We start from the raw sequence: 12,320 nt of genomic DNA, 5'->3' as shown, positions 1-12,320 counted from the left end.
TGCGCCGGGCGACCAACCGAATGTCGCGACACCCGCCGCATTCGTGGCGCCCTCAGTGGGAGTCCGAATCCCACAACCAGTCCCACAGCCCCGGCAAATGCACGGGCTCGGTGCTGTGATCGACTGTCCGGGCCAAGGCTGCTCGCTCCAGCGCCTGGTGGTCATCATAGAATGGCTTGGCGTCGGTCCTCACGCCGGTAGCCTTGGCACTGTCGAGCAGGATTTGCAGGTATTCGCGAGCATGCCGGGCCGTATAACGATTGATGTCGTGAAACGTCACCACCACCGGAATCACTCCGTCCACCGCTGGCAGTTGCCCGGCGGCGATGCGCTCGCGCACTTCGGAAAGTTGCCGGGTCAGGTTGATCCGCCGCCGCGGGCTCATGGTGATGCCCCAGACTTTGCCGTCATTTGCGCTCAAGTCGGTCAACAGAATGTGCAGGCCATGTTGTCGGTAGGCGGCCGCGGTGCGCTTGTCGAAGCTCCAGAATGGCGGCCTCACCAAGATCGGTGCCGCGCCGCTAATGGCGGCGATATCGCTCCCGCCATTGCTGAGCGATTGCTCCAGCTCATCAGGGCTCAGCGACCGGTGATTGGTGTGCCAGTAGGTCGCCGTATGAAAGGCCAGCAAATGACCTTCCTGCTGTTCACGGCGCATTACCGAGCGGCCAATATCACTGCCACCGGCCCGTGGTGCGCGGGTCTGCAGGAAAAACACCGCCTTGATGCCGGGCTGTACCGGATTGTCTGCCAGTGCGTCGAGCACCTCCAGGCTAGGGTTCCAGATAGACGAGGCGCTGGGCCCATCATCGAATGTCAGCAGGAAACGGATCGGGGGTTGTTCGCGCAAGCGTTGCTCGGTTTGCGGCGTCAGTTCGATGGGGGCGCCAATGCAGCCCGACAAACCGATGGCGAGGGCTGCGATGAACAGCACCCTGGCGATGTTTTTCATGTTTTGCCTTTTGTTGATGCCGCACTGCGTCGCCTTTGATCCCTGGCCCATGGTGTTGAAGCTCATCTTGGAGAAGGGTAACCGGGTTTGGTTCCTTGCCGCGAGTTCCGACTGTTTTGCTGCTGCTCGATGCATGAGCCTGGGCGGAATTAATTTGACCGTCTGGAAATTCGATGGAATTTTCCGAATGCCTTTGTATCCATCCGTATAGGACTAATTAGGGAGGATTTATGGGCGGGCCATCGCTTTACATCATCGACTACATACTCCATGGCGAACCCAAGTCATTCATTATTCGCGCAGAAGTGATGAATAACTCCGAGGCTTGGCATTGGGCCAGTTGCGACGCAGGGGTCGGGCGCATACCGAAATTCGGGAGAGAAAAGGTCAAGCGGGTCTCCAAGCCCCTTGCTGAGAAATACGGTATTACCGACGTGCGCTGGCGGGCGAGCGTCACGCCGTCCTGGGTCAAGGAGTCCAGCTGACAACACAGGGATTGTTTCCGGCACGCCGGCTGTCTAGCCGGACGCCGGATTCTTCGACGGACCTGAAATAACTCAACTACGCTTAAACCACGGCGCAGCCCGCCCCCCTGGCGGGTTTTGTGCTGCCTCATCAACCCCTGAATGGAGGTGTGACATGTCCGAAAAAGAGTCCATCACCACCCTGCTCACCTTGCTCGAATCGCGTCAGGCCAGGCTCACGGCAGCCTGCAAGGAAATCGCCGACTGGGTCGACCACCAAGGTGGGCATCCCACCGCAGTGCGCATCCGGGACCGGCTCAACGACATCGACAAGGACGCTCCGTCGATCCAGAGCGCGCTGACGTCGCTCAAGCCTGCTGAACCCCCTCTACCCAAGTTTCGCTGACGCGCTGCGCCAGCCCCGTTTCTCCCTGAGTTCTACCGGTTGGAAAACTGATGGAACGTGGGCTTTTTTTGCACCTCGAAATTGATAGGCACCGGTGCAGAATCCGCAAAGGGAGAAACTCATGAATGCCAGAATCCTGCTATTGATCGTTTGCGCGAGCCCCGCCGCCGCCTTGGCCCAAGGCTGCGACGTCATCACACGGTCCCAGAGCCAGGCCGTTCCAGTGATCGAAAGCCACAGTTGCTACGAATATAAAGGCATGCCCGCCGAAACCCTCGATTGGTCTTGCAGCAATGAAAGCAAGGGAACGCTCACGACCCAAAAGCGTAAAGTCGAGCGTTGTGCCGAGGGATACGTGGCGACATGCCAGGCGAAGCCGACCCAGGAAGCGTTGGCCAACCCGCACGCAACCAGCAAGGACAAGCGCGGTGGGTCGGCCACCCTTCCCGATAATGCAAAAGTGACGTGGTACTACTACGGCGTCGAGCAGTTGCAGCAGGCCCAGGAAGACTGCGAAACCACCGGCGGCAATTGGATAAACCGGTGAGGTGGCTCCCACAGCCGCTTCTCGGCTAGCCCTTGCTGTGCTCTGGCGATGACGGACCTTCCTTGACTCCGCGAGGCCCGGCTACGCCCCAGATGACCAGGCCCAGCACTGGCAAAACGATCAGCAGCAGGGCCCAGCCCGCCTTGGTCCCGACCGACTTGTCGCTTCGAAAGACACTGACGATCGCCCACAAATCGACGAGCAGCAAAAGCACCGCAACAGCGATCCAGAAATAACTGGCTAATTCAGACATGGCCTAATCCTCTTGTCGGTTCAAGGATTAGGCAGAGCCGTTGAGGCGCCGTTCAAAGAATTTGCACCTTCGGGACGCGCATTGGCAGCTATCCCCGCTCGTTCAGATAAGCGACCCATTGCTCATAGGCCTCATGTTGACGCTGGACCGCCTCATCCCAGGTCGATCCGCTCATTTGATGAACACATATGAGCTTCATCATTTCCGATGTCGCCGTATCGAGCTCTACCAGGAGCTCATGGGATTTGAGCTTGAAGTCTTCAACGGTGGTCATTTCTCGCTTCCTTCCCCTATCGGGGCCGGCCAATGCACCCAACATGGATTCATTTTTTTGAAGCTGATTCATTTGAGGCGATAACCGGTCGAAAACCTAGTGCTAGCGGTCGGAGAGATTGAGTGAAGCGATGATAGGCACAAATAAGCTCAGTGTTTCCCGTTCCGTCGCGGTCGTAGTGGATAAGACCTTGAAAAACTCGACATTTGAACGAAGCAGCTAATGCCAGGCGCAAATATTGCAGTTATATTTCACTTTAATGACAGTCACAGATCGAGCACCTCCATGAAAATTCGAGCGACCGTCATCTGCGAGGAAAATCGCCACATCCTCCTGGTTCGCAAAGCCAATAGCCGCTGGGCGTTGCCAGGCGGTACCGTCGAGCGCGGCGAAACCCATGCAGGGGCAGCCATCCGGGAGTTGGCAGAGGAAACCGGCCTGGACGTCGAGAACCTGCTCTACTTGATGCGAATCAGTGACGGGCAGACCGAACATCATGTGTTCGAAGCATCGGTCAGCGACTCGACGGCGGCCAAGCCACAGAATGAAATCAGCGATTGCCTCTGGCACCCGCTGGACGCCATTGCCCAACTGCAAATGAAAAAGGGGACGCGGGACATTCTCGAGGCGTTCCGGCGGCGGTTGTAAGGCGCCGACACCGACGGTCAGCACCAAACAGGTTGCATGAGGAATATCATGCAACCCATTGTTTTATAAATATTAGATGATCAAAAGTCTGCCCTCAAACCGCTGGGGACAACGGGCTCACTTCTTCTGCCAGGCAGTACTGATCGGATTCACCACAGTATTTTTTTCCTGCGTATAGGTCCCATTCTGCTGGGCTATCGCCTCGCCAGTGTCGACAATTGCGTTCTGGATAAATACGTTTTGTGCATCACCTCGAATAAAGGTGAGCTGGTGATACGCCGTTTCATTTCCCCAGTCCGGGGAAGGCAGGGAGATGAACTTCACGGTGTATGTCTCGTCGGTGTGTTGGCCCTGCAAGACGTAGACACCGTAATGGTTTTCTCCCTGAGAGATGATCTTGTACAAACCGTTGCTGTAGTAATAAATTTCTGCATCGGGAAAAGGCTTCTTATCGTACATTTTCCGATAGTGCAGAACCTGCTTGACGGTCGGCTCGCCAAAGTTCACGGCCAGCGTTTTCCCATCAACGGAGGTTGTCTCCCCGGCGTCAGCGCTGCTGCTCATCAAGGCCAATAGACTCATCGTTGCGATTGTTTTCACTCGTTACCTCTCCATGGTTAAAGGATCTCGACACCCAGTGTAGAGGCTTGCGCTTGAAAATACCCGCAGGCTTGGACTCCATTTCCGCAGCAATTTCCAGAAGCAGAAACGAACAAGGGTTTGCATTAGCTTTCGCCCGCAAACCCTTGATTTTAGATGGTGCCCGAAGCCGGAATCGAACCGGCACGCCCTTACGAGCGGGGGATTTTAAGTCCCATGCGTCTACCAGTTTCGCCATTCGGGCGGTAGCGCGGTTAGCCATGGAAACATCGGCAAAATCCAATGGCCGATGTGCTGGCTGGTGCAGCAAGAGGGGGAATATATACATCCCTCCCCTGCGAAGCAAGGTAGCTCATGTCCTTTTCAAGACAAAAGCTTTCAATGCTTCGCAAATAAAAAAGCTCCGTAAATCATAGATCTACAGAGCTTTTTAAAAGTGGAGGCCGAAGTCGGAATCGAACCGGCGTAGGTGGATTTGCAATCCACTGCATAACCATTTTGCTATTCGGCCTCAGAACGCTTGATGCGATGCTGCTACATCAACCGCGGTACAAACCTGATCAGGATGCAGGGCATCTAGGTGCCGCTATCTCCTTGAAAACATTGAGATTTTTTACGTCTCAGTGCGTTCGATGGGCGCAATTATGTACTCATTTGCCTAGGCTGACAACCCCTTGATTTCAAAAAAAAATCGTCCAGCGGCCCAGCTTCCGCCAGACAAACACATTCGGCTGTCAGGTGGCGGGTGGAAGGCTTTTGGGGCTGCTGCGCAGCCCAGCGGGAGCAAGCTCCCTCGCCACGGGAATGTCGCCGATCCTAGAGGCTGTCGCAGCCCTGCACCATTATGGGTAACATACCGGCCTTCCCCGCAGCCCTTCTGCGACCTGCTAAATAAGCCTATTCCATGCCTTTTGAACTCAGCGTTGACCTCACTACCCTCGCTATCCTTGCTGTTGTCGCCTTCATTGCCGGTTTCATCGATGCCATTGCCGGTGGCGGTGGGTTGCTGACCACGCCAGCCCTGCTGACGGCAGGCTTGCCGCCTCATCTGGTCCTGGGGACCAACAAACTCAGTTCGACCTTCGGCTCGGCGACGGCCAGCTTCACCTTCTACAAGCGCAAGCTGTTCCACCCAAGGCAGTGGACTCATGCCCTCGTCGGCACCCTGGTCGGGGCCCTGACCGGCGCCATCGTCGCCCATTACTTGCCCGCCGAGTGGCTGAACAAGATGCTGCCGGTGATCGTCTTCGCCTGCGGTTTGTACCTGTTGTTCGGCGGCACGCCCAAGGCACCACTGGACAGCGACGCACCGATCAAGAAGACATGGCAGTCGCCCCAAGGCTTTAGCCTGGGTTTTTATGACGGCGTGGCCGGGCCGGGTACGGGGGCGTTCTGGACGGTGAGCAGCCTGCTGCTCTACCCCATCGACCTGGTCAAGGCCAGCGGTGTGGCCCGCAGCATGAACTTCGTCAGCAACATCGCGGCGCTGTCGGTGTTCATCTTTTCCGGGCAAGTGGACTGGGTCATCGGCCTGAGCATGGGCCTGTCGGTGATGATCGGCGCGTTCTTCGGCGCTCGCACCGCCATCAGCGGCGGTGCGAAGTTCATCCGACCGGTGTTCATCACCGTGGTGCTGGGCTTGACCGTGCGCCTAGCCTGGCAGCACTGGTTCAGCGTGGCCTAAGCGCCGCGCCACATACAGGTCGATCAGGTAGCGGGCGATGGAGCGCGAAGCCGGCAACGGTGGCAGGTCATGGACGTTGAACCACTGGGCGTCCTCGATTTCATCTTCCTGGGGCACAATGTCGCCACCGGCATATTCAGCGTGGAAACCGAGCATCATCGAATGGGGGAACGGCCAGCACTGGCTGCCCATGTACTGGATGTTCTTCACCTCGATGCTGACTTCTTCGCGAACCTCGCGCACCAGGCAATCCTCAGCCGACTCGCCAGGCTCGGCAAACCCCGCCAGGGTGCTGTAGACGCCCGGGACGAAACGCGGCGAACGGGCCAGCAGGACTTCGTCGCCGCGGGTAATCAACACGATCATGCTCGGTGAAATCCGCGGATAGTGCCGCAGCTCACAGGCGTCGCAATACATGGCCCGTTCCAACGGAATCTGGCTCATGCGCTTGCCGCAACTGCCACAGAAGCGATGCTCCCGGGCCCAGGTGCCGATCTGCGCGGCATAGCCCAACACTTTGTAGAGTGTGTGGTCATCCTCGAGCATGAACGCCCGCAGGCCTTTCCAGTTACAGCCAGGAATGGCCAGTGGGCTGTGCAGCTCCAACAGGTAGACCGGTTCGCCATCCAGGTGACCGATGCCGTGCTCGGCGAGAATCGACAGGTCTTGGCGCTTGAGCCATTCGCGGGGAAACAGCGCGCCGTTGTCATCGAACAGAAAGCCCTCAGGGCTACGGGCAACGGCCCAGCCGCCAGCAAGAGCGGTATCGAGTACTGCGGTGGTCCAGCGTGAAATCATGGTCAATCAATCCTGAAATTCAGGTTTCTGTTTGCTCATATGGGCGGCCATGGCCACGCGCAGGTCGGTCGATTGCAACATGGCGGCGTTCCAGGTGGCGACGTATTCCAAGCCGTCGTCGATGCGGTGGCCGCGCATGTAGCTGATCATTTCCTTGGTACCGGTCACGGCAATCGGCGACTTGGCGGCGATTTCCCGGGCAATGCCCATCACGCCGTCGAGCAGGCTGGCGGTGTCGCTGTAGACACGATTGACCAGGCCGATGCTGCGCGCTTCGTCGGCACCGAAGGTGCGCCCCGTATAAGCGAGTTCACGCAGCATGCCGTCCCCGATGATCCGGGGCAAGCGTTGCAGTGTGCCAACATCGGCGGCCATGCCGATATCGATCTCCTTGATGGAGAACTGGGCGTCCTCGGCCGCGTAACGCATGTCGCAGGCGGCAATCAGGTCGATGGCCCCGCCCAGGCAGTAGCCCTGGATCGCCGCGAGCACGGGTTTGCGGCAGTTGTCCACGGCGTTGAACGAGGCTTGCAGTTGCAGGATCTTGCGCCGCAGCAGGCGTGCATTGCGCCCTACGTCCTTGCCCAGCTCGTTGGCCACGCCCGCCAGCATCATCAGGTCGATCCCCGAGGAAAAATGCTTGCCGGCGCCGCTCAGCACCACCACCCGTGCAGCATCGGTGTCGTCGATCCATTGGAAGATCTCGATGATCTCGCTCCAGAACGCGGCGTTCATCGAATTGATCTTTTCCGGGCGATTGATCTGCACATGGGCAATGTTGTCTGCAAGTTCGACGTTGAACGCTTGGTATTGCGACATGGCAGTGATCCTTTACCGGCTGAAAAGAGGCTTGAACTATAACAAGCCAGCGCGACAGGACGTAGGCAGTGCATCGGCCAAAAGCGGGACTGACCTCACCGCAAGCCATTGTGGGAGCGAGCTTGCTCGCGATGGGGCCAGCTCAGTCAACATTTCTGCAAGCTGACCCACCGCTATCGCGAGCAAGCTCGCTCCCACAGGGACAGTGGTGTGTATCAGTCCGCTGGAGCTTGTTCGCTCGCCTGCAGTTGCCCGTCCCAACCACCCCCCAGCGCCGCAATCAACTGCACGCTGGCAATCAATCGACTCTGCTGCAGGCTCAGCACACTGCGCTCATTGCTCAAGGCCGTCGCCTGGACGGTCACCACGTCGAGGTAGGCAATCAACCCTGCCTTGTACTGGTTCTGCGTCAAGCGCAGGGATTCCCGGGCGGCGTCCAGGGCTTCCTGGCGTACGCGGGCTTCGTCTTCCAGCACCTTGAGCTGGATCATGTAGTTTTCCACCTCGCGCAAGCCGTCGAGCACGGTCTGGCGATAGGTCGCGACGGTCTGGTCGTAGGCTGCGACAGTACGGTCGACCTCTGCCGAACGCTGGCCGCCATCGAACAGCGTCATCGCCAGTTGTGGCCCTACCGACCAGAAGCGGTTCGGCACGCTCACCCAGTTGTCGTAGGTACTGCTGCTGTAGCCGCCACTGAGGCTCAGGGTCAGGTCTGGGTAATACGCGGCCTTGGCGACCCCGATGTTGGCGTTGGCGGCCATCACCGAGCGTTCTGCCGAGGCGATATCCGGCCGGCGTTCGAGCAGTTGCGACGGCAGCGCCACCGGGATCTGCGGCAGCGACGGGATGTCCTGGGTCTCGGCCAGGTTGAACTCGGCCGGCGGCAGGCCGACCAGCACGGCAATGGCGTTTTCAAACTGGGCCCGTTGCCAGATCAGGTCGATCAGGTCGCCCTGGGTGGTCTTGAGCTGGTTTTGCGCCTGGGCCACCGCATCCTTGCCGGACACCCCGGCGCGGTACTGGTTTTCGGTCATTTTCAGGGAGCGCTGATAGTTGTCGACGGTGGTCTGCAACAGGCGCTTCTGTTCATCGATCACCCGCAACTGCAAGTAGTTCTGCACCAGTTCCGATTGCTGGCTCAGGCGCATCGCCGCCAGGTCGGCAAAACTGGCTTGCGCGCTCGCCTCGTCGGCTTCCAGGGTGCGGCGCAACTTGCCCCATACGTCCGCCTCCCAGCTGACGCCGGCCTGGGCGTTATAGGTATCGCGAATGCCGCTGGACGAACTGCTCAGGCTCGAACTGCTGCTGCCGGTGCCCTGACTGGAGCGGGTCTTGCCAACGGTCAGGTCCACGGTGGGGAAAAATGCGCCACGAGCGTTGCGCACCAGTGCCCGGGCCTGCCGGTATTGGGCGTCGGCCTGGGCCACGGTCTGGTTGGACGCATTGAGCTGGTCCACCAGGCCATTGAGTTGCGCATCGCCGTACAGCTCCCACCAGGCGCCCCTGGCCAACGCATCGCTGGGGTTGGCCTGGCGCCAGCCCTGGGCCTCCTTGTATTGCACCGGGGCGGCGGCCTGGGGACGTTGATAATCCGGGCCGACGGCACAGGCACTGAGCATCGCCACGCACAGCACCAGGCTCAGCACCCGCGAGCCACGGGCAGTCGCCAGTGTTGCGACAAGATTGAAAGGCGAACGGTCGGTCATAGCGGAGTTTCCAGGGCAGCATCAGTGCGCACGCCGCGCCAGCGATTGAAGCGATGGCGCAGCTTGTCGAGATAGAGGTAAACCACCGGGGTGGTGTAGAGCGTCAGTACCTGGCTGAACACCAACCCACCGATGATGGTCAGGCCCAGTGGCCGGCGCATTTCCGAGCCCTCGGCAGCACCGAGCAACAGCGGCAAGGCGCCAAGGATCGCCGCCAGCGTGGTCATCAGGATTGGCCGCAATCGCAGCAGGCAAGCGCTGCGGATCGACTCCAGCGGCGTCTGCCCGGCGCGTTCGAGTTGCAGCGCCAGATCGATCATCAGGATGGCGTTTTTCTTCACCACACCGATCAGCAGGAACAGCCCCAACAGCGAGATCAGGCTGAACTCGCCACCCAGCGCGTAGATCGACAGCAACGCGCCGACCCCGGCCGATGGCAACGTAGACAGGATGGTCAGCGGATGGATGTAGCTTTCATAGAGCACACCCAGCACCAGGTACACCGCCAGCAATGCCCCGAGGATCATGAACGGCTGGCTCTTCTGGGTGGCGGCGAACGCATCGGCGGTGCCGGCCATTTTCGCGATGACATCCTCGGGCAACCCAAGCTTGGCAAGTGCCCGCTCGATGGCCGCGGTGCCCTGCTCCACCGTGACACCTTCGGCCATGTCGAAGGAAATGCCCTCGGACGCGAACTGGCCTTCATGGCTGACCCGGTCGTCCTCCAGGCTGTTCTCGTAGTGGGCAATGGCCGACAGCGGTACGCGCGCGCCATCGGCGGTGATCACCTGGACCTGCTCGAGGGTACTCGGGTCCTGGGCATACTTGGGATTGACCTCCATCACCACCTGGTACTGGTTGAGGCTGTCGTAGATGGTCGAGATCTGCCGCTGGCTGTAGGCGTTGTTGAGCACTGCGGTAACCATGTCCATGTCGATGCCCAGGCGCTTGGCCTGGTCGCGGTCCACCACCAGCGTCACCTGTTGCGCCCCACCACCGTCGCGGGCATCGATGGCGGTGAGTTCCGGCAAGGCCCGGAAGGCCGCCACGACCTTGGGATACCACGCGCGCAGCGACGCCAGGTCAGCGCTTTGCAGGATGTAGGAATACTGCGAGGTGGTCTGCTCGCGACCGCCACCGAACTGCAGGTCCTGGTCGGCCATCAACATCAACTGAGCGCCGGGGACCTTGGGCATTTCTTTACGAAGGCGCTCGATGACCTTTTGTGCAGAAATATTACGCTCCTTGATCGGCTTGAGGCGCACCAGCATGAAGGCGTTGTTGGTACCGTTGTTGCCACCGATGAAACCGGCGACGCTTTGCACCGCCTCGTCCTTGAGCACGGCGCGGCGGAAAATTTCCATCTTCGGCTGCATCACGTTGAACGACAGCCCGTCGTCGCCGCGTACAAAACCGATCAACTGGCCGGTGTCCTGCTGCGGCATGAAGGTTTTCGGCACCACCACATACAACGCGACGTTCACGCCGATGGTCACCAGCAGGCTCAACAAGGTCAGGCGTCGATGGCGCAGCACCCAGTCCAGGCTGATGGCGTAGCCACGGACCATCCGCTCATTGAGCCGCTGGCTCCAGCGCTGCAGGCGGTTTTCCTGCCCCGGCACGTGAGGCTTGAGCCAACGGGCACAAAGCATCGGTGTGAGAGTCAACGAGACCACCAGCGAAACCACGATGGACGCCGCCAGGGTGATGGAAAATTCGCGAAACAGGCTCTCGATGATCCCGCCCATGAACAGGATCGACAGGAACACCGCCACCAGCGAGACGTTCATCGACAGCAAGGTGAAACCCACCTCTTCAGCCCCCCTGTACGCCGCCGTCATAGGGGGGACGCCTTCGTCGATATGCCGGGAAATGTTCTCCAGCACCACGATGGCATCGTCCACCACCAACCCGGTCGCGAGGATCAACGCCATCAAGGACAGGTTGTTCAGGGAGAAACCGTACAGGTACATCACCGCAAACGTGCCCACCAGCGACACCGGCACCGCCAGGGTCGGGATCAGCGAGGCGCGGAAGTTGCCGAGGAACAGGAACACCACCAGCACCACCAGGGCCACGGCGATCAGCAAGGTCATTTCCGCTTCATGCAGGGTGGCCTTGATCACCGGCGAGCGGTCCATCGCCAGGTTCAGCTTGACGCTGGCCGGCAGCACGGCCTGTAACGCCGGCAGTTGCGCCTTGATTTCGTTGACCGTCTCGATGATGTTGGCCCCGGCCTGGCGGTTGATCACCAGCAACACGGCGGCATCGTTGTTGAAGAAACCGCTGTTGTAGCGATCCTCGACGCTGTCGGTGACTTTCGCCACGTCCTTGAGTCGCAGTACCGAGCCATCCTGGTAACGGATGATCAGCGTTTCGTAGTCCTTGGCCTTCTCCAGTTGATCGTTGGCCTGGACCTGCCACATGCGCCGATCGTCCTCCACCGACCCCTTGGGCCGGCGCACGTTGCTATCGGCAACGGCGGTGCGCACATCATCGAGGGCCACGCCGTACTGGTTGAGCAGATGTGGTTCCAGTTCGATGCGCACCGCCGGCAACGAGCTGCCGCCGATCTGTACCTCGCCGACGCCCGAAACCTGGGACAGGCTCTGGGACAGGATGGTCGAAGCCAGGTCGTAGAGCTGGCCTTTTTTCAACACATCCGAGGTCAGCGACAGCACCATGATCGGCGCCTGGGACGGGTTGACCTTCTTATAGGTCGGCATACTGCGCATGCCGCTGGGCAACAGGTTGCGCGACGCATTGATGGCCGCCTGCACTTCCCGGGCGGCACCGTTGATGTCACGGTCCAGGTCGAATTGCAGGATGACGCGGGTAGAACCCTGGCTGGAACGGCTGCTCATGGTGTTGACCCCGGCGATGGCGCCGAAGGAACGCTCCAGGGGCGTAGCCACCGTCGAAGCCATCACCTCGGGGCTGGCCCCTGGCAAGTTGGCCTGGACCACGATCACCGGGAAATCCATTTGCGGCAGCGGCGCAACCGGCAGCAGCCCGAAGCTCACACCACCGAGCAGCATGATGGCGAAGCTCAGGAGCATGGTTGCTACGGGGCGGCGGATGAAGGGGCCGGAGAGGTTCATTGACGGCCGCTCCAGACTTCAAGCCACTGGCAGCAAGAATTGGCGGGGCTTTTGTGGCGAGGGAGCTT

13 protein-coding genes and 2 tRNA genes are annotated in these 12,320 nt (G+C 59.8%); 5 read left to right on the top strand and 10 right to left on the bottom strand.

What is annotated here, in order from left to right:
• Positions 1-52 precede the first annotated feature (52 nt).
• A complete protein-coding gene (locus LOY50_RS14040; RefSeq protein ID WP_258691172.1) occupies positions 53-952 on the bottom strand; it encodes a polysaccharide deacetylase family protein in 900 nt (299 codons plus the stop codon).
• A 230-nt stretch (positions 953-1,182) separates the two neighbouring features.
• Here LOY50_RS14040 and LOY50_RS14035 point away from each other — a divergent pair, with 230 nt between their 5' ends.
• The 3 genes from LOY50_RS14035 (at position 1,183) to LOY50_RS14025 (ending at position 2,369) form a co-directional block, all read left to right on the top strand.
• A complete protein-coding gene (locus LOY50_RS14035; protein WP_003201754.1) occupies positions 1,183-1,437 on the top strand; it encodes a DUF6555 family protein in 255 nt (84 codons plus the stop codon).
• A gap of 154 nt (positions 1,438-1,591) precedes the next feature.
• Positions 1,592-1,822: a hypothetical protein gene (locus LOY50_RS14030; RefSeq protein ID WP_003201752.1), complete on the top strand. Its 231-nt coding sequence runs from the start codon at positions 1,592-1,594 to the stop codon at positions 1,820-1,822.
• A 121-nt stretch (positions 1,823-1,943) separates the two neighbouring features.
• Positions 1,944-2,369 carry a hypothetical protein gene (locus LOY50_RS14025; RefSeq protein ID WP_253474653.1) on the top strand — a complete coding sequence of 142 codons (426 nt, stop codon included), beginning with the start codon at positions 1,944-1,946 and terminating at the stop codon, positions 2,367-2,369.
• A 25-nt stretch (positions 2,370-2,394) separates the two neighbouring features.
• Here the strand turns inward: LOY50_RS14025 and LOY50_RS14020 are convergent, their stop codons facing one another.
• Positions 2,395-2,622, bottom strand: coding sequence for a PLD nuclease N-terminal domain-containing protein (locus LOY50_RS14020; RefSeq protein WP_003201749.1), 228 nt, complete (start codon positions 2,620-2,622; stop codon positions 2,395-2,397).
• Between the two features lie 88 nt (positions 2,623-2,710).
• Entirely contained in the window at positions 2,711-2,896 is a 186-nt protein-coding gene (locus LOY50_RS14015; RefSeq protein WP_253474650.1) for a hypothetical protein, read from the bottom strand.
• A 285-nt stretch (positions 2,897-3,181) separates the two neighbouring features.
• Between LOY50_RS14015 and LOY50_RS14010 the strand changes: the two genes are divergently transcribed.
• On the top strand, positions 3,182-3,544 hold the full coding sequence (locus LOY50_RS14010; protein ID WP_003201745.1) for an NUDIX hydrolase: 363 nt from the start codon (positions 3,182-3,184) through the stop codon (positions 3,542-3,544).
• Between the two features lie 117 nt (positions 3,545-3,661).
• On the opposite strand, the gene LOY50_RS14005 is transcribed toward LOY50_RS14010, so the two are convergent.
• From LOY50_RS14005 to LOY50_RS13995, 3 genes are all read right to left on the bottom strand, one after another.
• Complete coding sequence (locus LOY50_RS14005) at positions 3,662-4,108, bottom strand: hypothetical protein (protein WP_408980866.1); 447 nt, start codon at positions 4,106-4,108, stop codon at positions 3,662-3,664.
• Positions 4,109-4,301: 193 nt separating this feature from the next.
• Positions 4,302-4,388, bottom strand: a tRNA-Leu gene (locus LOY50_RS14000).
• Positions 4,389-4,581: 193 nt separating this feature from the next.
• Positions 4,582-4,655 (bottom strand) — tRNA-Cys (locus tag LOY50_RS13995).
• Between the two features lie 393 nt (positions 4,656-5,048).
• On the opposite strand from LOY50_RS13995, the gene LOY50_RS13990 reads away from it, so the two are divergent.
• Positions 5,049-5,828 carry a TSUP family transporter gene (locus LOY50_RS13990; RefSeq protein WP_092143641.1) on the top strand — a complete coding sequence of 260 codons (780 nt, stop codon included), beginning with the start codon at positions 5,049-5,051 and terminating at the stop codon, positions 5,826-5,828.
• Here the strand turns inward: LOY50_RS13990 and nudC are convergent.
• The 4 genes from nudC to LOY50_RS13970 form a co-directional block, all read right to left on the bottom strand.
• On the bottom strand, positions 5,796-6,626 hold the full coding sequence (gene nudC / locus LOY50_RS13985) for an NAD(+) diphosphatase (RefSeq protein ID WP_258691171.1): 831 nt from the start codon (positions 6,624-6,626) through the stop codon (positions 5,796-5,798). The two genes, LOY50_RS13990 and nudC, sit on opposite strands and share 33 nt — an antisense overlap.
• A 6-nt stretch (positions 6,627-6,632) precedes the next feature.
• A complete protein-coding gene (locus LOY50_RS13980; protein WP_258691170.1) occupies positions 6,633-7,445 on the bottom strand; it encodes a crotonase/enoyl-CoA hydratase family protein in 813 nt (270 codons plus the stop codon).
• 215 nt (positions 7,446-7,660) lie between these two features.
• Positions 7,661-9,151 carry an efflux transporter outer membrane subunit gene (locus tag LOY50_RS13975; RefSeq protein ID WP_258691169.1) on the bottom strand — a complete coding sequence of 497 codons (1,491 nt, stop codon included), beginning with the start codon at positions 9,149-9,151 and terminating at the stop codon, positions 7,661-7,663.
• Positions 9,148-12,252, bottom strand: a complete 3,105-nt coding sequence (locus LOY50_RS13970; protein ID WP_214512842.1) for an efflux RND transporter permease subunit — start codon at positions 12,250-12,252, stop codon at positions 9,148-9,150. Before LOY50_RS13970 ends, LOY50_RS13975 begins: the two co-directional genes overlap by 4 nt.
• Between the last annotated feature and the right edge of the window lie 68 nt (positions 12,253-12,320).

The sequence above is a fragment of the Pseudomonas sp. B21-010 genome, assembly GCF_024749325.1.
In the GTDB taxonomy this organism is placed as follows: domain Bacteria; phylum Pseudomonadota; class Gammaproteobacteria; order Pseudomonadales; family Pseudomonadaceae; genus Aquipseudomonas; species Aquipseudomonas kilonensis.
The sequence above is the reverse complement of the archived record's forward strand: the minus strand, read 5'-3'. Positions and strand labels throughout refer to the sequence as shown.

Coding starts and splice junctions, on each gene's coding strand:
- LOY50_RS13975 (WP_258691169.1), bottom strand. CDS start 9,151: ATGACCGACCGTTCGCCTTTCAATCTTGTCGCAACACTGGCGACTGCC.
- nudC (WP_258691171.1), bottom strand. CDS start 6,626: ATGATTTCACGCTGGACCACCGCAGTACTCGATACCGCTCTTGCTGGC.
- LOY50_RS13990 (WP_092143641.1), top strand. CDS start 5,049: ATGCCTTTTGAACTCAGCGTTGACCTCACTACCCTCGCTATCCTTGCT.
- LOY50_RS14020 (WP_003201749.1), bottom strand. CDS start 2,622: ATGTCTGAATTAGCCAGTTATTTCTGGATCGCTGTTGCGGTGCTTTTG.
- LOY50_RS14025 (WP_253474653.1), top strand. CDS start 1,944: ATGAATGCCAGAATCCTGCTATTGATCGTTTGCGCGAGCCCCGCCGCC.
- LOY50_RS14005 (WP_408980866.1), bottom strand. CDS start 4,108: ATGAGCAGCAGCGCTGACGCCGGGGAGACAACCTCCGTTGATGGGAAA.
- LOY50_RS14010 (WP_003201745.1), top strand. CDS start 3,182: ATGAAAATTCGAGCGACCGTCATCTGCGAGGAAAATCGCCACATCCTC.
- LOY50_RS14015 (WP_253474650.1), bottom strand. CDS start 2,896: ATGACCACCGTTGAAGACTTCAAGCTCAAATCCCATGAGCTCCTGGTA.
- LOY50_RS13980 (WP_258691170.1), bottom strand. CDS start 7,445: ATGTCGCAATACCAAGCGTTCAACGTCGAACTTGCAGACAACATTGCC.
- LOY50_RS13970 (WP_214512842.1), bottom strand. CDS start 12,252: ATGAACCTCTCCGGCCCCTTCATCCGCCGCCCCGTAGCAACCATGCTC.
- LOY50_RS14040 (WP_258691172.1), bottom strand. CDS start 952: ATGAAAAACATCGCCAGGGTGCTGTTCATCGCAGCCCTCGCCATCGGT.
- LOY50_RS14030 (WP_003201752.1), top strand. CDS start 1,592: ATGTCCGAAAAAGAGTCCATCACCACCCTGCTCACCTTGCTCGAATCG.
- LOY50_RS14035 (WP_003201754.1), top strand. CDS start 1,183: ATGGGCGGGCCATCGCTTTACATCATCGACTACATACTCCATGGCGAA.